At 73.8% G+C, this 20,609-nt stretch carries 19 protein-coding genes and 1 pseudogene; 11 read left to right on the forward strand and 9 right to left on the reverse strand.

The features are described from left to right. Positions 1-382: 382 nt before the first annotated feature. The 4 genes from BJP25_RS06585 to BJP25_RS06600 all read left to right on the forward strand — a co-directional run bounded on the left by BJP25_RS06585 (position 383) and on the right by BJP25_RS06600 (position 4,671). Entirely contained in the window at positions 383-829 is a 447-nt protein-coding gene (locus BJP25_RS06585; RefSeq protein ID WP_075973849.1) for a universal stress protein, read from the forward strand. Between the two features lie 44 nt (positions 830-873). Beyond that, a complete protein-coding gene (locus BJP25_RS06590; protein WP_075973850.1) occupies positions 874-1,098 on the forward strand; it encodes a three-helix bundle dimerization domain-containing protein in 225 nt (74 codons plus the stop codon). A gap of 410 nt (positions 1,099-1,508) precedes the next feature. After that, positions 1,509-3,812, forward strand: coding sequence for a LuxR C-terminal-related transcriptional regulator (locus BJP25_RS06595; RefSeq protein ID WP_158075607.1), 2,304 nt, complete (start codon positions 1,509-1,511; stop codon positions 3,810-3,812). A gap of 406 nt (positions 3,813-4,218) precedes the next feature. Beyond that, positions 4,219-4,671: a hypothetical protein gene (locus BJP25_RS06600; protein WP_143218903.1), complete on the forward strand. Its 453-nt coding sequence runs from the start codon at positions 4,219-4,221 to the stop codon at positions 4,669-4,671. Positions 4,672-4,981: 310 nt separating this feature from the next. Here BJP25_RS06600 and BJP25_RS33105 read toward each other — a convergent pair whose 3' ends face one another. From BJP25_RS33105 to BJP25_RS06635, 8 genes and pseudogenes are all read right to left on the reverse strand, one after another. Next, positions 4,982-5,983, reverse strand: coding sequence for an Acg family FMN-binding oxidoreductase (locus BJP25_RS33105; protein ID WP_075973853.1), 1,002 nt, complete (start codon positions 5,981-5,983; stop codon positions 4,982-4,984). A 144-nt stretch (positions 5,984-6,127) separates the two neighbouring features. After that, positions 6,128-6,916, reverse strand: a complete 789-nt coding sequence (locus BJP25_RS35260) for a hypothetical protein (protein ID WP_233157961.1) — start codon at positions 6,914-6,916, stop codon at positions 6,128-6,130. A gap of 376 nt (positions 6,917-7,292) precedes the next feature. After that, positions 7,293-7,538, reverse strand: a pseudogene (locus BJP25_RS35265) (DUF4389 domain-containing protein); the annotation flags it as partial. 13 nt (positions 7,539-7,551) lie between these two features. Next, complete coding sequence (locus BJP25_RS34530; protein WP_198943363.1) at positions 7,552-8,487, reverse strand: hypothetical protein; 936 nt, start codon at positions 8,485-8,487, stop codon at positions 7,552-7,554. Between the two features lie 35 nt (positions 8,488-8,522). Then, the gene (locus BJP25_RS06620) at positions 8,523-9,518 is read right to left on the reverse strand and encodes an Acg family FMN-binding oxidoreductase (protein ID WP_075973854.1); all 996 of its coding nucleotides are present in this window, start codon (positions 9,516-9,518) and stop codon (positions 8,523-8,525) included. Further along, entirely contained in the window at positions 9,518-10,012 is a 495-nt protein-coding gene (locus tag BJP25_RS06625) for a universal stress protein (protein ID WP_084793726.1), read from the reverse strand. Before BJP25_RS06625 ends, BJP25_RS06620 begins: the two co-directional genes overlap by 1 nt. 181 nt (positions 10,013-10,193) lie before the next feature. Next, positions 10,194-12,443 (reverse strand): phosphoenolpyruvate synthase, encoded by a 2,250-nt coding sequence (gene ppsA / locus BJP25_RS06630; RefSeq protein ID WP_075973855.1) that lies wholly within the window; start codon positions 12,441-12,443, stop codon positions 10,194-10,196. A 10-nt stretch (positions 12,444-12,453) separates the two neighbouring features. Continuing rightward, positions 12,454-13,500 carry an alcohol dehydrogenase catalytic domain-containing protein gene (locus BJP25_RS06635; RefSeq protein ID WP_075973856.1) on the reverse strand — a complete coding sequence of 349 codons (1,047 nt, stop codon included), beginning with the start codon at positions 13,498-13,500 and terminating at the stop codon, positions 12,454-12,456. A gap of 258 nt (positions 13,501-13,758) precedes the next feature. Between BJP25_RS06635 and BJP25_RS06640 the strand changes: the two genes are divergently transcribed. Beyond that, positions 13,759-14,169, forward strand: a complete 411-nt coding sequence (locus BJP25_RS06640; RefSeq protein ID WP_075973857.1) for an Hsp20/alpha crystallin family protein — start codon at positions 13,759-13,761, stop codon at positions 14,167-14,169. A gap of 81 nt (positions 14,170-14,250) precedes the next feature. Next, entirely contained in the window at positions 14,251-14,613 is a 363-nt protein-coding gene (locus BJP25_RS33110) for an SHOCT domain-containing protein (protein WP_143218904.1), read from the forward strand. Positions 14,614-14,924: 311 nt separating this feature from the next. Here the strand turns inward: BJP25_RS33110 and BJP25_RS06650 are convergent, their stop codons facing one another. Then, positions 14,925-15,902, reverse strand: coding sequence for a hypothetical protein (locus BJP25_RS06650; RefSeq protein WP_075973859.1), 978 nt, complete (start codon positions 15,900-15,902; stop codon positions 14,925-14,927). Positions 15,903-16,195: 293 nt separating this feature from the next. Here BJP25_RS06650 and BJP25_RS06655 point away from each other — a divergent pair, with 293 nt between their 5' ends. From BJP25_RS06655 to BJP25_RS06675, 5 genes are all read left to right on the forward strand, one after another. After that, positions 16,196-17,095, forward strand: a complete 900-nt coding sequence (locus tag BJP25_RS06655; RefSeq protein ID WP_075973860.1) for a universal stress protein — start codon at positions 16,196-16,198, stop codon at positions 17,093-17,095. Between the two features lie 44 nt (positions 17,096-17,139). Beyond that, positions 17,140-18,012, forward strand: a complete 873-nt coding sequence (locus BJP25_RS06660; RefSeq protein ID WP_084793727.1) for a universal stress protein — start codon at positions 17,140-17,142, stop codon at positions 18,010-18,012. A 63-nt stretch (positions 18,013-18,075) separates the two neighbouring features. Beyond that, complete coding sequence (locus BJP25_RS33115; protein ID WP_143218905.1) at positions 18,076-18,858, forward strand: hypothetical protein; 783 nt, start codon at positions 18,076-18,078, stop codon at positions 18,856-18,858. Between the two features lie 56 nt (positions 18,859-18,914). Further along, positions 18,915-19,355 carry a DUF2267 domain-containing protein gene (locus BJP25_RS06670; protein WP_075973862.1) on the forward strand — a complete coding sequence of 147 codons (441 nt, stop codon included), beginning with the start codon at positions 18,915-18,917 and terminating at the stop codon, positions 19,353-19,355. A gap of 214 nt (positions 19,356-19,569) precedes the next feature. Further along, positions 19,570-20,595 carry a zinc-binding alcohol dehydrogenase family protein gene (locus tag BJP25_RS06675; RefSeq protein WP_075973863.1) on the forward strand — a complete coding sequence of 342 codons (1,026 nt, stop codon included), beginning with the start codon at positions 19,570-19,572 and terminating at the stop codon, positions 20,593-20,595. Positions 20,596-20,609: the final 14 nt, after the last annotated feature.

Here is a 20,609-nt window from a genome sequence, read left to right on the forward strand (position 1 = left end):
ACGGGGAACCGGGCTGCTCCCGGGCCGTAGAGCGGGGCGTCCCCGGGCACAGCGGTCGGTACGCCGCGAGCAGCTGGCTGCGGTGGCACACCGGGAGTGCCCTTGGACGCCACTTCCCGGCCCGTTGGTCCCCCGAGACCAGGCCCGGTGCCACAGGCGGCACTGGACAACAGCGCGCACTCTCGACCTGGAACACCTTGAGGGGGCACCAGCGGAGGGCTGACTGCGCCCGCGCTCGCCGCAGTCGGGGCCTGTCGGCGGAGCGGCGTCCGGTCATCGACCACTGCCGAGCGGCCCGTGGCGCCGCGTCGGGCCTCGCCCTCCAATCCGACAGCCCGGTGGCCGTGGTGCACCCAGGGCACAGCGCACAGGAGGTCCACTGATGAGCACCACCGGGTTCGTGGTGGTCGGGGTCGACGGCTCGGCCACCGCCCGCACCGCCCTGATGTGGGCGACGGAGGAGGCCGCCCGTCGCCACCTGGCGGTGCGCGTGGTCACCGCCCACACCGCAGGCTCCCCGGAGCCTGTGGTGGCCACCGCCCAGGTCGCGGACGTCACGGGCAGCTACCCGGAGGTCCGGATCGAGCACCACCGCCTCGACGGGCCACCCGGGCGCACCCTGGTCGAGGCCGCCGAGGACGCCGCGTTGCTGGTGGTGGGCAGCCGCGGCGCGACCGGGGTCCTGTCGACCCTGCTCGGCTCGGCGACCGCCTACTGCCTGCGGCACGCGCACTGCCCCGTGGTCGTGGTGCCTCCCGCCTCGACCACCCAACCGGTCGTTGCACAGGACACCGCGGTCCCGCCGTTGACCCCCGGACCCTTGCTGTAGTCCCCGGACCCGACCGCCTACCGCCCCTCGACCGAAGGTTCACCATGCCTGCCCAACCGCCGACATCGCCTGACCGGATCAACGACGAACTGGAGTCCATCACCGGCGAACTGTCCCGCCTGTTCGCCGGTCGGGTCGACCTGGACCACGTCCGCGCGGTCGTGCACGAGAGCTACCGGACCATCAGCTCGCAGGCCGCCGTCACGGCCCACGTCATCCCGCTCACCCGGCACGCCGCCCGCGCGCACCTGGAGTCCGAGGCCGGCTGAGCCGGAGGTGCAGCGCGCCTCGGGACCAAGGTCCCTGCGGTGGTGGCCCGCCCGTACCTTCCACATCCCGCCCGGAGGCGACCAGGCTCTGCGGCTCACCACACCGCCGAGCCAGGGAGCTGATGTTGTCCGGTCCACCGCCCGCCATCGCCTGCACCTCAACCACTGAATCGGGGAAAGCGCAGAAGGCAAGCGCCAGCTCGCGGCGACCGCTCGAGGACCGCCACCGCGACGAGGCGGCGCCCGATGTCGGCTGGCCCGCCCGCCCCCGCCTCCACCGGCTGTTCGACCAAGCCCTGCTCGCGCCGGGCTCCCCGGCGGTCGTGTTCGTGCACGGCGCCGCCGGATCGGGCAAGACCGCGGCCCTTGCCGCGTGGGCGGCTCGGGCACCGCGCGCGAATGCCGGTCCGGTGGTGCTGTGGGCCTCGGCGGGCGATGACGGGGACGACCTGCTGGCCACCGCCCGCGCCGCGCTGGACGACGCGCGAGCCCGCTCGACCGGGGGAGGCGGGGTCCGCGCGGGTGCGCGCTCGCAAGTGGTCTTGGTGGTCGACCAGGTCGAGGGACTGCGCGACCCCACGGTGTCGCAGGAGGTGTCCACACTGCTCCGCTCGCTGCCCGCCGGGCTGCGCGTCGTCCTCAGCGGACGCGTACGACCGCCGCTGCACCTGGCGAGACTGCGCTTGGAGGGCCACCTGCGGGAGATCGACGACACCGAGTTGCGGTTCACCCGCGCCGAGGCGCGCGCCTTGCTGTCCGCCCACCGGGCACAACCGACTGAGGCGGAGTTGGACCGCCTGATGGAGTGGACCCGGGGATGGGCGGCCGGTCTGGTCTTCACCGCCGCCCGGTCCACCGGGCCCGCCCACCTCACCGGTGCCCGTGCGCTGCGCGCCACCGGCCTGGACCATTACCTCGACGAGGAGGTCCTGGCGTACTGGTCCGCGCGCGAACGTCGACTGCTGGAGCTGACCAGCATCTGCGAGGTCGTCACGGCCGAACTGGCCACGGCGGTGACCGGGATGGCGGACGCCGCCGCCCTGCTCCACCGGATCCGCGCCGCCGACGCGCTCGTCGTCGAGACGGAGGACGGGTACCGGCTGCACCCGATTCTGCGCGACCACCTGCACAATGCGCTCAGCGCGACCAGCCCGGGAAACATCGCGGACCTCCACCGCGCCGCCGCGGCGCACCTGCTCGACCATGGGGCCGCGCTGCGCGCGGCAGAGCACGCGCTACACGCCCGCGAAACCGCCCTCGCGACCGGGATCGTCACTGAAGAGGGTTTGCGCGAGGTGCTGCAGGGCGGCGGCCACCGCATGCTCACCGTCACCTCCGCGCTGCCCGAGGCAGCGCGGCGGACCAGGAGCGTCGGTGCCACCGCCGCGTTGGCCGCGCTCGACGACGGTGACGTCGTGGCCGCCGACAGGATCCTCGCCACTCTGTCGCCCGGGGGCGACAGCGGGTCCGATGCCCTGCTCGGCCTCGTGTCCCTGTACCGCTCTCGGTTCGGAGGAGAGCCGGACAGGGTTTGGCCGCTCCCGGACGACCAGCAGACCGGTGCGCTGGGATTCGCGATTCGCTTGCACAGCGCGGTCGCCGAGCTCTGGGCCGGCAGGCCCGAGAGCGCCCGGCAGCGGTTGGATCACCTTGTCGAGTCGGGCCGCGATCGACCACCACCGTGGCTGACGGTGCAGGCGCACGCCCACCTCGGGGCCGCGGCCCTGCTCACGGGCAGCCCGACCGACGCGGCCGCGCACGCCGAACGCGCCACCTCCCTCGCGGCCGCCCACGGGTGGACGTCACGCTGGCCTGCGGCCCTCGCCGCGGTCGTCGCGGGCGCGGTGGCGTTCCTGCGGGGGAACACCGACCGCGCCGCTGCCCTTATCGCCCCGGCTGTTCCGGTCCTGGTCCGCCGGGCGGAGACGACCCTGTCCTGCACCGCCCACTGGCTGGACGCCCTGGTCCGCTTCGACAGCGCGGCGCAGCCGCGCGCCGTCGCCGAGAGGGCGCACCGGTGGTGGGCCCGGCACCGCGGCACGCCGATCAGCAGGCCCGTCGTCGCCATGGCCGCCCCGGGGCTGGTCCGGATCATGCTGCAGGTCGGCGAACCCGGCTGGGCGGCGGACCTGGTGCGCGACACCGAGCCCATCCTGACCGGGTGGGCCGAGCACTCGGTGCTGCGCGCGCTGGTCCAGCTCCACCACGGGCGGGTGGCTCGCGCGCGTGGGTTGCTCGTCGCCGTGCTGGAGCAGACCTCCCACCCGGTGGTCCCCACGACCCTGGTCGACGCCTGGGTGCTGGAGGCGTTGTTGGCCGACCGCGCCGGGGACCGCGCACGTGCCCACACCGCGTTGCTGGTGGCCCTGCGCCACGCCGCTCCGATGGCCGCCCCGCGACCCATCCTGGCCGCAGGACCGGCTGTGCGCGGTGTGCTCGTCCGCGGACTGGGCCGGTTCGGGGAGCATGAGGCGTTCGTGGAGGGGGTGCTCACCCGATTGGCCCCCCTGCCCGGTGCCGGTTCACCGCTGACCGGTCGGGAGCTGCAACTGCTGGCCCGCCTGCCCTCGATGGCCACCATCGCCGAGATCGCCGAGGCCGAGTTCGTGTCCACGAACACCGTCAAGACCCACTTGCGGGGCATCTACCGCAAGCTGGCTGTCCGGCACCGCCGGGACGCCGTGCTGGTCGCGCGCAGGCTGGGACTGCTCTGAAAGTCACCCCCGACGGGCGAGGCGGGAACTGCGCCCTGCCTGCACCGTGTCCGTGTCGAAGGGGGTACCAGTGGCGGTACGCGTACGAGGGGTGGCATCGGTTCGCCACACAGGTCCCCACAGCGGACCGGACGGGCCTGGTCACGACCCGCTTGCCACGGCACAAGCCTGGTCAGAGGCGGTCCGGCGCTACGTGGACGCCGAGGCGCCGGAGCACTTCGCCGCTCTCATCGCCGAGGCTGCCCGGGCCGCCGTGGACGCGCGGTTCTCCTGCGTCCTAGTGGCCGGCGGGAACGGGCGGTTGCGGGTGGGCGCTGTCGTGGGACCACCCCCAACCCCGAGTAGCCTCGTACTGGTCGCTGGAGGGGCGGTCCAGCACGTCGCCGCGACCAGCGGGATCCGCGTGGTGGACGACGCGCCCTCGGCTGGGTTGCGCATCGATCCGCTGGTGGTGGCCGCCGACCTGGGGCAGGTCGCTGTCGTGGGCGTGCCGGTGCGCGTGGGGCTCACCGAGCCGGGGCTGTCCCCGGCCTGCCTGGTCCTGTTCGCGGGCGCGGGTCGCCCCGACCCCGACCCTGCGGACCTCCTCTTGGTCCAAGCGCTGGCGACCGCGGCTGCGGCGGTCCTGCGCGCGACCGATGTCGCCGCAGCAGTGGACCGCGATCGGGAGCGGACCGCCGAGCGGGTGCGCGACGAGGTCTTCCCACTGCTGCACTCGGTGTCGGTCGGCTTGCACGCGGTCGCCCACGTGGTCGACGAGCCGCAGACGCGGGCCAGGGCAGTGGAGATGATCGCCACCGTCGACACCGCGCTGAGCCGCATCCGCACGGCGGTGTTCGACCTCCCCGACCGCCGGTGAGGCACCAACCGCCTGCGCCGCGGCTGCAGGAACCCCCTCAGCCGACCGATCGCGCCGCGACCACCCGCAAACCAGTCCTGATGAGCGCGCCATGTAGTGGGGGAGACACCGCCCGGCCCGGCCGGACGCACTGGCCCGCCCCAGGCCTCCCAGGTCATCGCCGCGCACGCGGACCGGTGCGACGGCCACACCGCAGGTCAGCGGCTCCGATCGGAGGTCCGCGACGATGTCCGCGCGGTTGTGGTGCCCGGCCGACGGTGGCCTCGGCGTCGAGCAGCACCCACCACCGATCACCTGACCCGCGCGCCCCTCACCCCAGCACGGAGGTGAGGTTGCGGCGTGGGGTGCGCGGGAGCTCCCCGGCTCCCGGGGATGGCCACCCGACGCGCACCACCAGTTGGGGCACCAGGTCGCCGCGCAGCACCCGGGTGCGCAGCAGCTCCCGCACCCCCGGTACCTCCACCGGCTGGCTCAGCGCGCAGGAGGCCAGCCGCAGGCCGGTGGCGCCCAACAGCACGGCGCTGGTGGCCTCGCCCGCCCGCAGCCGGGACTCGCCGTCGTCGGAGGCGGTTCCCAGCACCAGCAGGCTGCCGCCACTGCGTCCCGCGGGTGCAGGAGGCAGTACCGGGTTGGGGAACCCGCGCAACACCAGGCCTTCCCACTCCGTGGCCGCGGGGATGTTGGCGGCGGGGATGCCATCCTCCGCGCCGTCGGGCCGCCCGCACCACCGCGCGAGTTCCGCGTGGTACCGGTCGTCCGCGCTCTGGGCGGCGTCCGCGGCGGCGATGGCGGAGCGCAGGGCCGTCCGGGCGGTGCCTCCGACGACCTCGGCCACCACCCCCTGCAGCGCGGCACGCGCCACCAACTCCGCGAGGACGACGTCTGTGGCGGGCCAGGGGGCGTAGGCACGCCTGTCACTGCGCCTGCGGGTGATGGACACCGCGTCGGTCACCTCGACCTGGCCGGGTACGGCGGGGATGGCGGACACCTCGGCGAGCAGGTCCCGATCGGTCGGGTCCGGGAAGCGGGTCACCACGGCCGCCCACCCGAACGCGGCCAGTGACACCCGCAGGTGGTGCAGCGCGGCTCCGCAACTGATCAGCAGGTCGCGGCCGTCGCTGTCGGCCGCGCGCAGCCACCTGCCGCGGTCGACCGACAACCGCACACCCCCCGGGACGAGCCGCCACCGCCACGGTTGGGTGTTGTGCACCGAAGGCGCCCAGCACGCCATCCGCACGGCGGCGCGCAGGGTCTCCGCGTCCGGGCCGCCGTGGTCGGCCAGAGCGGTGTTGACCGCGCCGTCAGTCGACATCGTCGCCTCCTCGACACCCAGCCCCGGTGGAGTGGGTTGTCCACCACCCTGCATTCGCGGGTGCGAGCGACCACAGTGCGGGTGGTCCCGACCGCACAGGGACCATGGGTGCGCGTCGGTGTCCAACACGACCGCCCATCCGGATCAACCGCCCTCGTCCTCCGCCGGTGGAGCGGCATCCGGACGCCCGGTTCGGCGCATGGCCCACACCACCCACAGCGCACCGACCGCCGCCGCGAGCACTGCGAGTCCCAGCAGGCCGAGCGCGACCGGCAAGAGCGCTGGTGCGCGGGCCGCGACCCTTACCGACGCCCGCACCGGAGCGGACCCGTCGGCGTTCACCACCACAACCACCCAAGCACCCGCCTGCGGTGTCCACACGGGGTCCGCTACGGTCGAGGCCACCCAGAAAGCCTGCGACGCGGGCGGTAGCGGCCGCGCGGAACCAGGTATCGTGTCCACCTCGGACGCGGTCCCGGGCGTGTGGACGGTGGCGCGTACCACTCCGGCCAGGTAGCGGCCCACCTGGCTGCTGGGCGCCACTCCGACGAACACCCCGGGGCTATCGACGACATCGATCCGCACATCGCCGACGACATCTTTCGCCCCCGACCACCCCACCGCGGGTGGGAGCACCACGTGCTCGCTGGTGACGGCGTTGTGCGGGGAGAACACCTGCACCACAGGGGCGGTGACGTAGCCGTCGGCGTCGCGGGCGAACCGGTCGGCCCACAGCGCAAGTCCTCCGGTGACCAGGGGAGCCGTGGACAGCAGGACAAGCAGCGACCCGAAGGCGAGCGCGATCACCCGCCCAGCCGTCCAGCGGACGCGCTCGACCGGCGCGGGAACGCGCGCGGCCATCGCCCCGGTGTCGTCCCGCGGCTGTTCGCGGGCACCGGTGTCCAATCGGAACGGCGGGTACTCGTCGGTCATCAGCGCCGCGTACGCCACCCCGCAGGACCCACCGGTCGAGCCCCACCACCAGGTCGTGCAAGCCCGCCGGGTACCGGCCGCGGAACAGCAGCACCACCCCGGAGATGATCACCAGCAACCCGATCAGGCCAACCCCCGACCAGCGGGCGTCCCCGGTATCGCCGCCGAGGTGGTTCCCGCCGCCGACCAGCAGGCCGACCACGAGGTAGTGCGGCATCGCCAGCAACCACCACTTGACCAGGACACCACCCCTCGACAGGCGTGGCGGTTCGTCGACCTCCAGCCTTGCCGGGTAGTCCGGGACGTCGGCAAGGGTGAACGGGGGACACCGGTCGGTGCCCAGCGCCGCGTACCCGTAGTACTGCACTCGCCACGTCCAGCGCAGGACCCCGGTGGTGTATCCGAACAGGGTTCGCGGGTACTGACCGGTGATCAGGATCGCGAAGAACGCCACGACCGTGACCACCACGAAGCCCACCCACAACGGCACCAGGACCACGGCGTGCGGCACCAGCAACAGCCACTTCACCAACCACAGCCCGCGGCTCGGTGCGTCCAGCACCCCTGTCACGCGAACTGCCGGAGCTCCGGACATCGTCGCCTCCCACGTCGACAGCGCCATCGAGGTCGTGCGGTCAGGAGGTTGTCCCGGCGCTGGTGACCCCCGTCACCGTGAACCGCTCGACCGCGGTCCGGTGGCTGCCCGTGGACGCCACGATGGTCAGCACGCCCGCTCCGGGCGAGCGCCAGAGCACCGAGACTGACCAGGGCGTGTCGGTGCCACCCGCAGGTGTGCAGCAGGACTCGCCAAGGGGCGCCGGAGCCCCTTGGCGCAGCACACGCACCCGGATGCTCTCGTCCATCCCGGTGATCCGGCCTCCCACCGTCACCGGGGAGGTGACCTCGGCGCCGTAGCGGGGAGCGGTCAGGCTGAACGTGCTGTCCCGGGTACCGACCACCTCCCATGGCGCGTCGGGGCCCGCCCCGTAGCGGGCCAGGTGGACCTCGGCAGCGGCCGTGCGCGTGTGGGGATCGTTCCGGTCGCCGACAGCTACCCAGGCCTCGCGGTCCACCTGTGACACCGACAGGACGTCGGTGATCTCGGTGAACCCGAGGTAACCGGTGGCGAAGGCCGTCGCGGTTGCCGCCGCGTCGAGGTGCCAGGGCTGGTGCCCGTCTGCCCGGTACAGCTGCTCCCACGCCGCGGCTTCGGCCTGGGAGGGAAACGGCCACAGCGGTTGGTGGTGGAACGCCCACTCGCCCTGCTGCGCTGATGTCGGTCTTGTCGATGGTCTCGGGGGCCGCCCTGTCCCGGGGGCTGCGCGATCCCGCTCGGACGTCACCGCCGTGGCCCGGGTGCCTGCGGGGGAGTCCGAGGGCGGCCGATCACCTGCGATCACGATCGCGGCGACCGCGGCCGTGGCCAGGAACAGCGCGGTCCCCGACAGCACGAGCGCCACGCGCACCCGCGCCGCGCGCTCCTGCGGACCGGGCCGGCGGTCGTCGCCGGCGGCACTGGTGCGCGGTGTCGTCGATTCCCGGCCTGGGCCTTGGTCGTCGTCGGCTGCCACAACTGGCTCCTCCTCCTGGCTTGCGGGTGCCGGTGTCAGCACGTGCTGCTGACACCGGGCAGCGGTCGGCAGACCTCGGCGAGTGGGCGGCGCAGGCTGGTGGGCAGCGGTTCTGCCGAGATCGGCGCGAACCCCACGCGCAGCAGCAGGTGCGGGGCGGCCGCGTCGTCGAGCGGCCCCTCGCGCAGCACCCGCCTGGCCAGGGGCACCTCCAGTGGTTGCGACAGCGGACAGGTGGCCAAGCCCATACCGGTGGCGGTCAGCAGCACGGCGCTGGCCGCGGCACCGGCCCGCAGGTGGTCCCGGGCGGTGTCGCGCACTGTGGCCAGCAGGAGCACCCGGGACGCGTCACGCTCTCCAGGGGCGGTGGGCGGGGACCTCAGTTCCCCCAGGGGGAAGCGGCGGTTGGGCATCTCGTGCTCGGTTCCCGCGGCCGGGCTCGCCGCGGCGGTGACACCGTCCTCGGCGCCGGGGGAGCGTCCGCTCCAGGCTGCGACCTCCCGGCGGTAGGACGGGTCGCGCTCTTGGTCGACCGCCGCCTCAGCGGCCACCGCGGCCAGGTCCCGCAGGTCGAACGGGTCCTCCAGCGCCACCAGCAGCGCACCTTCCCGTGCGGCGACCTGCACCAGGTTGTCGAGGTACGCGGCGGGAACGGGCCAGGAGGAGTATCGGCGGCGGTCTGTCCGCCTGCGGGTGAGCGCGGCGGCCAGCGCGACGTCTGCGTCGTCGGGTTCCCGTTCGGCGAGCACCTCCACGGCGGCGAGGTGGTCGGTGTCGGAGGGGTTGGGCAGCAGGTGCGTCCGGTGCGCCCACCCGAGCCCGGTCAGCGCCACGCCCAGGTGGTGCACTGCGGCGCCGCAGCTGAGCAGCAGGTCGCGGCCGTCGGGGTCGGTGGCGGGCACCGCCCGCGAGCGGTCGGCGACGAGGTGCAGGGTCTGCTCACCCACCAGCCACCGCCACGGCTGGGTGTTGTGCACCGAGGGCGCCCGGCAGGCCAACTGCAGGGCGTCGTGTACCAGGTCGGGGTCCATCACGGCCGCCCCGTGGCGGGCACGACCACCACCGGGCACCCCGCGTGCCGGATGACGTCGGCGGCGAAGGCGCCGACGCCGTCGGCCAACCGCGGCCTGCGGTGGTGGGCACCGATCACCAGCAGGTCGGCCCCGCGCGCCGCCCGAGCCAGCACTTGCCCGGAGCGGCCGGTCAGCTCCGCGGTGTCGACCCGGACGGCCGGTGTGGTCCCCGGGGTGTCGAGGACCACCTCCTCGACGGCCAGCGCCAGCGCCCGGCGGGCGCGTCGCGCCCCGTGCGGGTTCAACCCCATGGCCATCGCGGGTACGAAGGCGGTGTCCGGCTCGCTCACCAGCGCCGCGGTGACCCGCGCCGCGCGCCGCCGGGCCTCGGCCAGTGCCCAGCGCAGGGCGGCGGTGCCTGCCGCGGATCCGTCGTAGCCGACGACGATCCCACCCGCCCGGATGCGCTGGGCGCCTCCGGTGCCGTCGTTGGGGGAGTGCTGCGCGGTCATCTCTTCCTCCCTCCTGGCCGGGGAGCGCCCGACCAGTCCTGTGTCGACCCGTGCCCGTGTGAACCTCGCCCCGTCGCGGGCCCTCACACCGGCCACGGTGCTCGGCCCACCCCGGGAGCGCGCAGTGCCGTTGGCGGTGCTGGTGGGGACCTTTGGTCCCCTCCAGGCGGGGCGGGCGGCGTCAGCGGCGCAGCGCCGCGTCCAGCAGCAGCCGCCGCTCGGCCGACCCGACCGCAGTGCGGACCGCGCCGACCGAACCAGGGTCCACCGACACCGAGGTGATCCCCAGGCCAACCAAGTGCTCGACGAAGGCGGGTCGGGTCGTCGGCGCCTGCCCGCACAGCGACGTGGTCATCCCCGCCCTGCGCGCCGCCACCACGATCCGCGAGATCGCGTCCAGCACGGCGGGGTCGGCCTCGTCGAAGAGCTCGGCGCAGGTCTCGGAATCCCGGTCCACGCCGGGCACGAGCTGGGTGAGGTCATTGCTGCCGATCGACACCCCGTCAACGCCCATCCCGGCGTACTCACTGATCCAGTACGCCGCGGACGGCACCTCGGCCATCACCCAGCGCTGCAGGCCGCGCTGACTGCCCAGCGGGCTGGAGTCCACCAGGTCCAGGCAGGCTGCCAGCTCCCACCTGGTGCGCACGAACGGCAGCATGAGGTGCAGGTTCGGGTGGCGCTGGCGCACCCTGGCCAGGGCTGCGAGCTCCAGCCGGAACAACTCGGGGTCCCGCACGTAGCGGTGGCAGCCGCGGAAGCCGATCATGGGGTTGCGCTCGACCGGTTCGAACGCCGCGCCGCCGCGCAGCGCGCGGAACTCGTTGGTGCGCAGGTCGGTGGCCCGGTAGAGCACCGGGCGCGGGGTGAACGCGGCGGCGATGTGGTCCAGCGGTGCCGCCAGCGCGGCGGTGAACGCCTCCGGGTTGTGGTCGGCCAGAAACTGCCGGGGATGCGCGCCGTCAAGGGCGTGGGTGAGCATCAGCTCCGCGCGCAGCAGCCCGACCCCGTCCACCGGCAGTGCGGCGACCTCCTCTGCGTGGTCGGGCACCGCGAGGTTGACGTACACCTTGGTGGCCAACACATCGTTCACGGCGGTCGTCGACGGCGCCGGACGCGCGGGTGCGGTGCTCGCCGGGGTGCGGCTCTTACCCGGTGTGACAGTGCCCGTCGACCCGTCAACGGTCACCACCATCCCCTCCCTCAGGGTGGTGGTGGCCGTGCGGGCGCCCACAACGGCGGGCACCCCAAGCTCACGCGCCACGATCGCCGCGTGGCAGGTCACCCCGCCTTGGTCGGTCACCACCGCGCCCGCGCGGCGCAGCACGGGCACCCAGTCCGGATCGGTCATCGCCGCCACCAGCACGTCGCCGTCGCCGAACCGGTCGGTGACCGCCGGGGAGGCCAGCACCCGGACCACGCCGGTCGCGGTGCCGGGCGCGGCGGGCAGACCAGTCAGCAGCGGCCCGGCGCTGTCGCCCAGCGTGGTGATCGGCCTGGTCTGCACCAGCCACGTGACCCCATCGGCGTCGATGGCCCACTCGATGTCCTGGGGCCGCCCGTAGTGCCGTTCGACGTCCACCCCCAGCGCGGCCAGCGCCAGGACCTGCTCGTCGGTGAGCACGCGGCGGGCGCCCTCGGAGGTTGACAACTCCTGCCGCCCGCCCGCCCCCACCCGGTGGGTCTGGTGCCCCACCCGCACACCGGTGATCCTCATCCCGTTCTTGTCGACCCGGTAGGTGTCCGGCTCGACCGCTCCGCCGACCACTACCTCACCCAGGCCGAGCGCGCCCTCGACGAGGATCGTGGCGGGAGACTCGTCGAGCGGGTCGGCCGTGAACACCACCCCGGACCGCTCCGAGTCCACCATCCGCTGCACGACCACCGCGATCGCGGGCTCACCAGTGATCCCGCGCTCGGACCGGTAGGCCAGTGACCGCTGCCCGTACAGCGACGCCCAGCAGTCGACCACCTTGTCCACCACGTCCTCGGCGCAGACACCCGTGCAGGTGGCGTTCATCCCCGCGAAGGAGTCGGTGGTCCCGTCCTCGGCCGTGGCCGAGGACCGCACGGCCATCCGCGCGCCGTCGCCCAGTTCCCCGGCCGCGGCGCGCACCGCCTCGGCGACGTCGGCACGCATCCCCGCTCGGCGCACCCGCGCGGCGAGGGCGGCGGCATCCGGTCTGGCTGCGGCCGCGCCCTCGGCCAGCTCCCCGCGGGTGTCCGCGGCAGCCATGCTGGCCAGGAAGGCTTGCGCGGTCACGACGAACCCCGGCGGCACCGGGAACCCGGCGGCGGTCAGCTCACCCAGGTTGGCCCCTTTGCCACCCGCCACCTCCGCGTCGTGGACGGTCACCTGGTCCAGTGGCAGCACCCACGGCTCGGCCGCCGGATCCGCGGCCGTGGGGGTCGAGCCCGTTCGCCCAACCATCGGTGCCCCCTCAGGCGTGCTTGCGGTGCAGGGCGACCTTGAGCGCGCCGGTCTCGCCCGCGCGCGTGAACACGTCGTAGGCGGACTCGATGTCGTTCAGGTCGAAGGAGTGGGTGATCATCCCGTCCACGGGCAGCAGGCCCTCGGCCACCATGGTGATCAGCTCCGGGGTGGTGCGGGTGTCGACCAGCCCGGTGGTGACCGTCAGGTCCCGGTCCCAGATGGCCTCCAGGTGCAGCGCGGCAGGTGCGCCGTGCACGCCGACGTTGGCGACGTGCCCGCCCGGGCGGACCAAGCGCACGCACAGCTCGAAGGCCTCGGGCACCCCCACCGCCTCGATCACCACGTCCGCGCCCCGTCCGCCGGTCAGCTCCGACACCGCGGCCCCGGGGTCGTCGACGCCGTCGAGAGCCACTTGGGCGCCTGCGGCCAAGGCCATCTGCCGGCGGCCTGGGGCGGGGTCGACTACGACCATGGCCCGGGGGGTGAACATCGCCGCTGCGCGCACCGCGGCGATGCCGACGGGCCCTGCCCCCACCACGACCACCACGTCTCCGGGGCGCACCTGCCCGTTGAGCACGCCCACCTCGTAGGCGGTGGGCAGGATGTCGCAGAGCACGAGCGCGTCCTCGTCGGACAGCTTCTCGGGCAACAGGTGCAGCGAGGTGTCGGCGAACGGGGTGCGCACGTATTCGGCCTGCGTGCCGTTGATGCGATGCCCCAGCACCCAACCGCCCCCGCCGGTGCACAAGCCTTGGCGCCCGCTGAGGCAGGACCGGCACCGCCCACACGCGCTGATGCAGGACACCAGCACCCTGTCCCCCGGGCGCACCGACGCCACCGCTGAGCCCACGGCCTCCACGGTCCCCACCGCCTCGTGTCCCAGGATGGTTCCCGCGACGACCTCCGGCACGTCGCCGCGCAGGATGTGCAGGTCGGTGCCGCACAGGGTCACCGCGTCCACCGCCACCACGGCGTCGGTGGGCACCAGGGGCGCGGGGTCGGAGGTGACAGTCCACACTGGACGTCCAGGTCCCTCGTAGCGCAGCGCTCTCATCGCGGTCCTCCTCGTCGGATCGGCTCCGCTGCCGACGTTGCGCCCCGCACCAGACTGGGACACAGGGCGCTAGGTCCCGCTCCGGCGGTGCCCCCTGGCCCCGCTCGGGATGCACGACGAACGCGGGCAGAGCCCCGCCGATGCTCCCTGGGCGGCGCCGGGCGAAGGTCCCCTGGGAACAGGCCCACCGGCGGTGTGGGAGTGGTCGCCGCACGGGCACCGTCGTAGGCGAGACAACCGCGCAACCGAGGAGATCCGATGACCAGCATCCTGCCGCGCAACAGCTTCGTGCCGGACGTGTTCAGGCTCCTGGAGACCCTGCCGCTGGTGGACCGCCACATCATGCGCGTCGAGGACTACCTCGACGCGGACACCTACGTCATCCGCGCCGAGATGCCGGGCATGGACCCCGCCAAGGACATCGAGGTCACCATCGACGGCGACGTGCTCACCATCACCGGGCAGCGCACCGAGGGGCGCAAGACGCACGGGCGCAGCGAGTTCCACTACGGCACCTACGCCCGTTCCATCACCCTGCCGCGCGGTGCGGACGGCGACAAGGTGGAGGCCACCTACACCGCGGGCGTCCTGCAGTTGACGGTGCCGATGACGTCCTCCCCCAAGGCCAAGCAGATCCCCATCGCCAACGGCGCCGAGGACCCGCGCTAGGGCCTGTCCTCAGAGCCTGCTCTGTGAGAGTCGTGATCAGATCGGACGCTGGCGGTGCCCGGATGAGGGACCTCGTACTGGATGTACTTGGTTCCTCGGCCGGTACCGCCTGCGTTCGATTTGGCGCGGCTATCGCTGGGCGAGGCTTTGAGGACAGGCCCTAGCACGTCGACGGGTGTCGCTCGGCAGCGGTCAGGTACCGGACAAGCAGAGGAGGGCATCGTGTGGTGGAGCTCAGGGGCGTGCGGTTCGTGGTGGCCGGTTCTAGTGGGGATCACGGGTGCGCTGGTCCTGCTCGGAGGTCTGGTGGCCGTTGTCGCCGTCCTGGTTCGCGGCTCGGGCAGGTGGCCCGCCTCGCCGCGGCGGGTGCTCGACGAGCGCTACGCGAGGGGTGAGATGGACGACGAGGAGCACCGCAGGCGTCGGGATCAACTGGCATCGTGAGCACCGCCGTACCGTCCCCGCGCTGCGAAGTCCGGGGACGTCGTCGTCCGCAGAGCGCCCGATCCCCGCAGTGGCCGCTCGGCCTGCCATCGAGGCGGCGGGCCGAGCGCGTCCTGGGTCCTCCCAGCACGGTGCGCAGCCGCACCCGCGCGCTCACGACGTGGGCCACCGGCCTGACCCGCGCGGTCGGCCGGTGTTCACACCACCTCTGGTCCGGGCGCCCACGTCGGAGTGCACCACGGACAACCCGCCGCACTGTGGGAACCGAGCCACCGCGGTAGCCGAACCCCGTTTCGGACCCCGACTTCTCCTCAGGCCGTGGTCAGGTCCAAGTCCCGCCGAGAGGTGCGCGCGGGAGAGGCGGAGCCAGCAGGCGGCCATCCCACACGCAGCACCAGTCGCGGCGTGGCGGTACACCGCAGCACCTGCGTCCGCAGCAATTCCGGAACGCCCTGCACCCGCAGGGGATCGGTCAGCGCGCACGAGGCCAGCCGCACCCCCGTCGCGGCCAGCAGCACCGCGCTGCCCGCCTCGCCCACCCGCAGCTGCGACTCGTCGTCGTCCTGCTCTGCACCCAGGACCAGCAGGCTGCCCCCGTCCAATGACGCCCGACCCCGGTCCGCGACCCACGCCGTCCCCGACCCCGGGTCCTCCCAGGTCCTTTTCGCCATGGCGTGCAACCCGCTCCCTGTGTTGAGGGGACGGAGTGCGCTGCGCGCTGCTCCCGCACCCCGGGTGGGTCCAGTGTCGGATTCGACGACCAAGTGGTGCAGTGCGGCGCGCGGCTCCGCGGCAACCACCTCGACCACCGCCCCGGCCTGTCGGGCCCTGTGCCGCAGCTCGTCGAGGACGTGACCGGTGACGGGCACTGGGGCGTAGGCGCGGCGGTCGCTGCGCCTGCGGATGATCGACACGGCCTCGACGAGCGGTATGGGCCTCGGCGCGGTCGCGCGGGCGCGCAATCGGGCGGACAACCAGGGGTCGCGCGCGTCGGGGAACCGGTGCACCGTGGTCGCCCAGCCGAACGCGGCGAGCGCCACGACCGCGTGGTGCAGGGCGAATCCGCAGCTGATCAGCAGATTCACCCGGTCGAGCCCGGATTCTGACCGCCACCTGCTGCCGTCCGCGCGCAGCAGCAGGTCCCCGTCAGGTGCGCGCCCCCACGACCAGGGTTGACTGTTGCGTGCCGACGGCGCTCGGCACGCCAGCCGCACCACCAAGCGCAGGCTCTCCAGGTCGGGGCCATCCGGCGCGCCCTGAACGGGGCTGACCACCCCCTCACCGGTCATGAGATGTCCCTCCTGAACCGCGCCTGGTCGTGCACGCCGATCGAACCCACCACCGTGCTACGCCCTGGCGAGTCGCTCTGACAGAGCGGGTGTGCCCGGTCCGAACGGGACCATCGGGAACCCGGGAGCGACGGCTCGGCTCATCGCCCGACGCGCACGAGGCCAATGGTCCCGCCCAGACCGGGACCGCCGACGCTGCCGCGTCCCCTCCGGGGTTCTCCACGATCACCCCGGGGCCGGATGAGGAGCCGGGTCGGGGACACCGACCACGCAGGCCTGCGAAGGAGAACACCATGTCCACGAACACCGTGCTCGTCGCCGTTGACGGTTCGCCCTCGGCCACCCGGGCCGTGCGGTGGGCCGCGCACGAGGCCGAACGCCGTCGCGCCGCGCTGCGCATCGCCACCGTCCATCCCTGGCCCATCACCGGGTACCCGCCGGGGCTGATCAGCGGCCCCGAGCTGCACGAGGGATTGCGGGAGGGCAGCTCCCAGGTGCTGCGCGCTGCCGCCGCCGAGGCCAGCCGGACCGCACCCGGCACACAGGTGCACACCACTGCCCTGGAGGGCGATGTGGTCTCCCGCCTGCTCGGATTGTCCTGCGAGGTCGACCTGGTGGTGCTGGGTTCGCGAGGTCTCGGCGGGATCTCCGGCATGCTGCTCGGCTCGGTCGCGGTGGGGCTGACCTCGCGCACCGCGACCCCCGTGGTCGTCGTGCGCGGTGCCCCGGAGCGCGACACCGATCTGCGCGTCGTGGTCGGCGTCGACGGCGGCCCGGGCGACGAGGCCGCCCTGCGCTTCGCCTTCGACCACGCCGCAGCCACCGGCCGGGTGCTGACCGCGGTGCACACGTGGGGCAACCCGGCCCTCGACGGCCTCGCCCTCGGCGGCCACCCGGCGGTGGACTGGAGACCGGTCGCCGAGCACGCCCAGCAGGTGCTGGACGCGGCGCTGCACCCGTGGTCCGACAAGCACCCGGGGGTGGCCGTCGAGCGGGTGGTGCGCCACTCGTCGCCCACGCCCCTGCTCATCGAGATGTCCCACCACGCTGGGCTCGTCGTGGTCGGCTCCCGAGGCAGGGGATCGGTTGCGGGGCTCTTCCTCGGGTCCACCAGCCAAGCGCTCGTGCACCACTGTGCCTGCCCGGTCGCGGTGGTGCGACCCGAACCAGTCCCGAGTGGTGACCAGCGGTGACCAGGGGGACGACGCCGAGCGAGCCTCAGGCCGGGCGCCCCCGCGTGGTGGTCGGTATCGACGGGTCGGCTGCCGCGCTCGACGCCGTGCGCTGGGGCGCCGACGCCGCCGCCCGCCGCGGTCTGCCGCTGCGCTTGGTGCACGCTTGCGCCCCCGTGCCCCTGCGCCACAGCCGGTCGACCACCGATGCCGCCGACCACGTCGACCTGCTGGTCGACCGCGGCACGCAGTTCCTGCGCGAGGCCGTCGCGTTCGCCACCCACGCGCGGCCCGGGTTGCAGACCGAGGTGGACCTGCGTGTGGGCCACCCCGTCGAGGTGCTGCTCGACGCCGCGACGGGGGCACGGGTGCTGGTGACCGCCACCCGCGGTGTGGGTGGGATCCGCGAGGCCGTGCTCGGGTCGGTGTCCTCCGCGGTGGCCGAGCACGCCGGGTGCCCGGTCGTGGTGGTCCGCGGCCGCGACGGCGCAGACCCCGCCGCCCGTGTCTGGCCCGTGGTCGTCGGCGTCGACGGCACCCCCGCCTCGGAAGCGGCGGTGGCCGTCGCCTTCGAGGAGGCCGCGGTGCGCGGGGTTTCCCTGCTGGCCGTGCACACCTGGTCCGACGTCGCGTTCTCCGGGCTCTGGACGGCACTGCCACTGGTCATCGACTGGGACGCCGTGGAGGCCGACGAGCAGCGCCTTCTCGACGAACGCCTGGCCGGGTGGCAGGAGAAGCACCCGGACGTCACCGTCATCCGGCAGGTCTGCCGGGCCCGCCCCGCTCACCGGCTGGTCGAGCTGTCCCACGAGGCGGGCTTGGTCGTGGTCGGCAGCCGCGGCCACCACCGCTACGCGGGTGTCGGCCTGGGCTCGACCAGCCGGGCGGTGCTGCACGCCGCGCACTGCCCGGTCGCCGTCGTGCGACCCACCCGCTGACCCGGCCCGCCCGAACGCCAATCCCGAACGACGATCCCGAACGACAACGAGGAGGACGAACCCGTGCCCACTCCCGAAACCGCCCGTCCCAGGGCCACGACCAGCCCCCGCCCGCCCGCCCGCGTCCCGCGACCGCAGGTGGTCGTGCGCGGCGTGCACGGCGAAGGCATCGCCGACTACGCCACCGAACGGGTCACCTCGACCCTGGCCCAGCACGGCCTGACCGCCCACCGCGTGCACATCGCCATCTGCCTGCACCCCGACCCTGCGGTGGCCGAGCCCGCCGAGGCCAGCGCCGACCTCGGCGTCGACGGCCTCGCTCGCGGGGTGCGAGTCAAGGCCACCGCCCGCACCCCGCGCGAGGCCGTCGACCTGCTGCGCCACCGGCTGCTGCGGAGGCTGGCCACCGCGCAGCGCACCCAGGACCACGGCCGCACCCGGCGCTCCGCGCGGGGCGAGCAGCACGGCGCCCGACACCGGGTCGTCGCCCACTCCCGCTACGCCGCCGACCCGGTCAGCGTCGCCGAGGCCATCGCCCACCTCGACGAGTCGGGTGCCGACAACCTGGTCTTCACCCACACCAGCGGCATCGACTGCCTGCTCCACGACGCCGGTGACGGCTACGACCTGTCCGCGCTGGACGGGGTGCCGCCGCAGGCACCGGCGGGCTCGCCGGTGCGCCCGCTCCACCTGCCCGCCCCCAGATTGACCGAGACCCAGGGCAGGCTGCGCTTGGAACTCTCCGGTGCGGAAGCGTTGTTCTACGTCGATCCCGCCGACCGCCGCGGTCACCTGCTCGTGCGTCGCCCCGACGGCGACTTCGACGACTACGCCCCCGACCGGTGACCACCACCCGCCCACCGCAGCCAACCGGCCGCACCGCACGCAGAACTGGAGAGAACGTGTCCGTCCGGCACACCTCGGCGTTGGAGACCGCAGCGCACCGCGCGCACCACTGGGTCGACCAGATCGCCGCAGGCTTCCCCACCGCCGATGAAGTGTTCGTGCTCCGGGTCCTGCGCACCTGGCTGCACTTGGTGCGCGACGAGCTGTCGGTGTCCGCCGCCGCCCAGTTCGCCGCCCAACTGCCCGAACTGCTGCGCGGGATGTTCTTCGAGGGCTGGGTCCCCGAACACACCCCGCGCCACACCCCGGCCGCGGCGTTCGCCGAGCGTTTCGCCGCAACCGCGGGCGTGCACGGCAAGGACAGCGCCCTGGTGCTGTCCGTGATCACCGCCCGGTTGGACCTGCTCATGAGCGGTACCTCGGTCAACAAGGCTTTGGGCACGCTGCGCGAGGACCTGCGTGACCTGCTGCGTGGCGGTCCGCCCAGGACGGGGTGAACCGCGAGCGGCCATCGGTCGCTCGCCGGGGCCGCCCACCCCCGCAGGGGGTGTGCGCCTGAGTGAGCTGCATCGCGATCCCGGCGTGCCTGCCAGCCGCAGGGCGTCGTCACCCTGTGGCCCGTCCTTGACCACGGTCCGGGAGGCCCCACCTGCGAACCCACTCGACCCGCAGGGCACCGCCATGCCCTGCACGGACAACACGGGATGCACCATGCGGCACACCATCCCCGAGCGCGCCCGCACCTGGCGGTTGCGCGCGCCCGCCTCCCTGTCCCAGGGCCCGCTGGTGATGGGCCGCGAACCGTTACCCGAGCCCGACCAGGACGAACTGCTCGTGCGCGTGCTCGCCTGCGGTGTCTGCCGCACGGACCTGCACATCGTCGAGGGCGACCTGCCCGTGCACCGCACCGGGGTGGTACCCGGCCACGAAGTCGTCGGCGAGGTGGTGGCCGCCGGATCCGGCGTGCGCACCCACGCACCGGGTGACCGCGTCGGCATCGCCTGGCTGCGCGGGACCTGCGGCCACTGCCGCCACTGCACCCGAGGCGCGGAGAACCTCTGCCCCGCTTCCACCTACACCGGCTGGGACGCCGACGGCGGCTATGCCGACTTCACCAGAGTCCCCACCGCCTTCGCCCTCGCCTTGCCCGACGGCTACACCGACGCCGAACTGGCACCGCTGCTGTGCGCCGGGGTCATCGGCTACCGGGCCCTGCGGCGCGCCCAACTCCCGGCGGGCGGCAAGCTCGGCATCTACGGCTTCGGCGCCAGCGCCCACCTCGCCATCCAGGTTGCCATCGCCCGCGGCGCCACCGTCCACGTCATGACCCGCGACCCGCACGCCCGCGAACTGGCACTCGCCCTGGGTGCGGCCAGCGCGCAGGGCGGGTCCGCGCTGCCACCGGAAGCGCTCGACTCGGCGATCCTGTTCGCTCCAGCGGGCGAGCTCGTCCCGCCCGCGCTGGCGGCCCTCGACCGGGGCGGCACCCTGGCCGTGGCAGGAATCCACCTCAGCGACATCCCATCCCTGGACTACCGCAGGCACCTGTTCCAGGAACGCCAGATCCGCAGCGTCACCGCCAACACCCGCGCCGACGCCAGGGAGTTCCTCGACTTCGCCGCCTTCCATCACCTGCATGTCACCACCACGACCTATCGGCTCGACCAAGCCGACCGCGCGCTGGCCGACCTGGCCGCGGACCGCGTCCACGGCGGCGCCGCCGTGCTCGTCCCCTAGGGCCTGTCCTCAAA

The sequence above is a fragment of the Actinokineospora bangkokensis genome (assembly GCF_001940455.1).
GTDB lineage: Bacteria > Actinomycetota > Actinomycetes > Mycobacteriales > Pseudonocardiaceae > Actinokineospora > Actinokineospora bangkokensis.

Bases quoted from the DNA above. Each gene is read 5' to 3' on its own strand.
- BJP25_RS06620 (WP_075973854.1), bottom strand. From the start codon at position 9,518: ATGGACCCCGACCTGGTACACGACGCCCTGCAGTTGGCCTGCCGGGCG.
- BJP25_RS33105 (WP_075973853.1), bottom strand. From the start codon at position 5,983: ATGTCGACTGACGGCGCGGTCAACACCGCTCTGGCCGACCACGGCGGC.
- ppsA (WP_075973855.1), bottom strand. From the start codon at position 12,443: ATGGTTGGGCGAACGGGCTCGACCCCCACGGCCGCGGATCCGGCGGCC.
- BJP25_RS06635 (WP_075973856.1), bottom strand. From the start codon at position 13,500: ATGAGAGCGCTGCGCTACGAGGGACCTGGACGTCCAGTGTGGACTGTC.
- BJP25_RS35260 (WP_233157961.1), bottom strand. From the start codon at position 6,916: ATGACCGACGAGTACCCGCCGTTCCGATTGGACACCGGTGCCCGCGAA.
- BJP25_RS06640 (WP_075973857.1), top strand. From the start codon at position 13,759: ATGACCAGCATCCTGCCGCGCAACAGCTTCGTGCCGGACGTGTTCAGG.
- BJP25_RS33110 (WP_143218904.1), top strand. From the start codon at position 14,251: ATGTACTTGGTTCCTCGGCCGGTACCGCCTGCGTTCGATTTGGCGCGG.
- BJP25_RS06675 (WP_075973863.1), top strand. From the start codon at position 19,570: ATGCGGCACACCATCCCCGAGCGCGCCCGCACCTGGCGGTTGCGCGCG.
- BJP25_RS06655 (WP_075973860.1), top strand. From the start codon at position 16,196: ATGTCCACGAACACCGTGCTCGTCGCCGTTGACGGTTCGCCCTCGGCC.
- BJP25_RS06625 (WP_084793726.1), bottom strand. From the start codon at position 10,012: ATGACCGCGCAGCACTCCCCCAACGACGGCACCGGAGGCGCCCAGCGC.
- BJP25_RS06650 (WP_075973859.1), bottom strand. From the start codon at position 15,902: ATGACCGGTGAGGGGGTGGTCAGCCCCGTTCAGGGCGCGCCGGATGGC.
- BJP25_RS06585 (WP_075973849.1), top strand. From the start codon at position 383: ATGAGCACCACCGGGTTCGTGGTGGTCGGGGTCGACGGCTCGGCCACC.
- BJP25_RS06590 (WP_075973850.1), top strand. From the start codon at position 874: ATGCCTGCCCAACCGCCGACATCGCCTGACCGGATCAACGACGAACTG.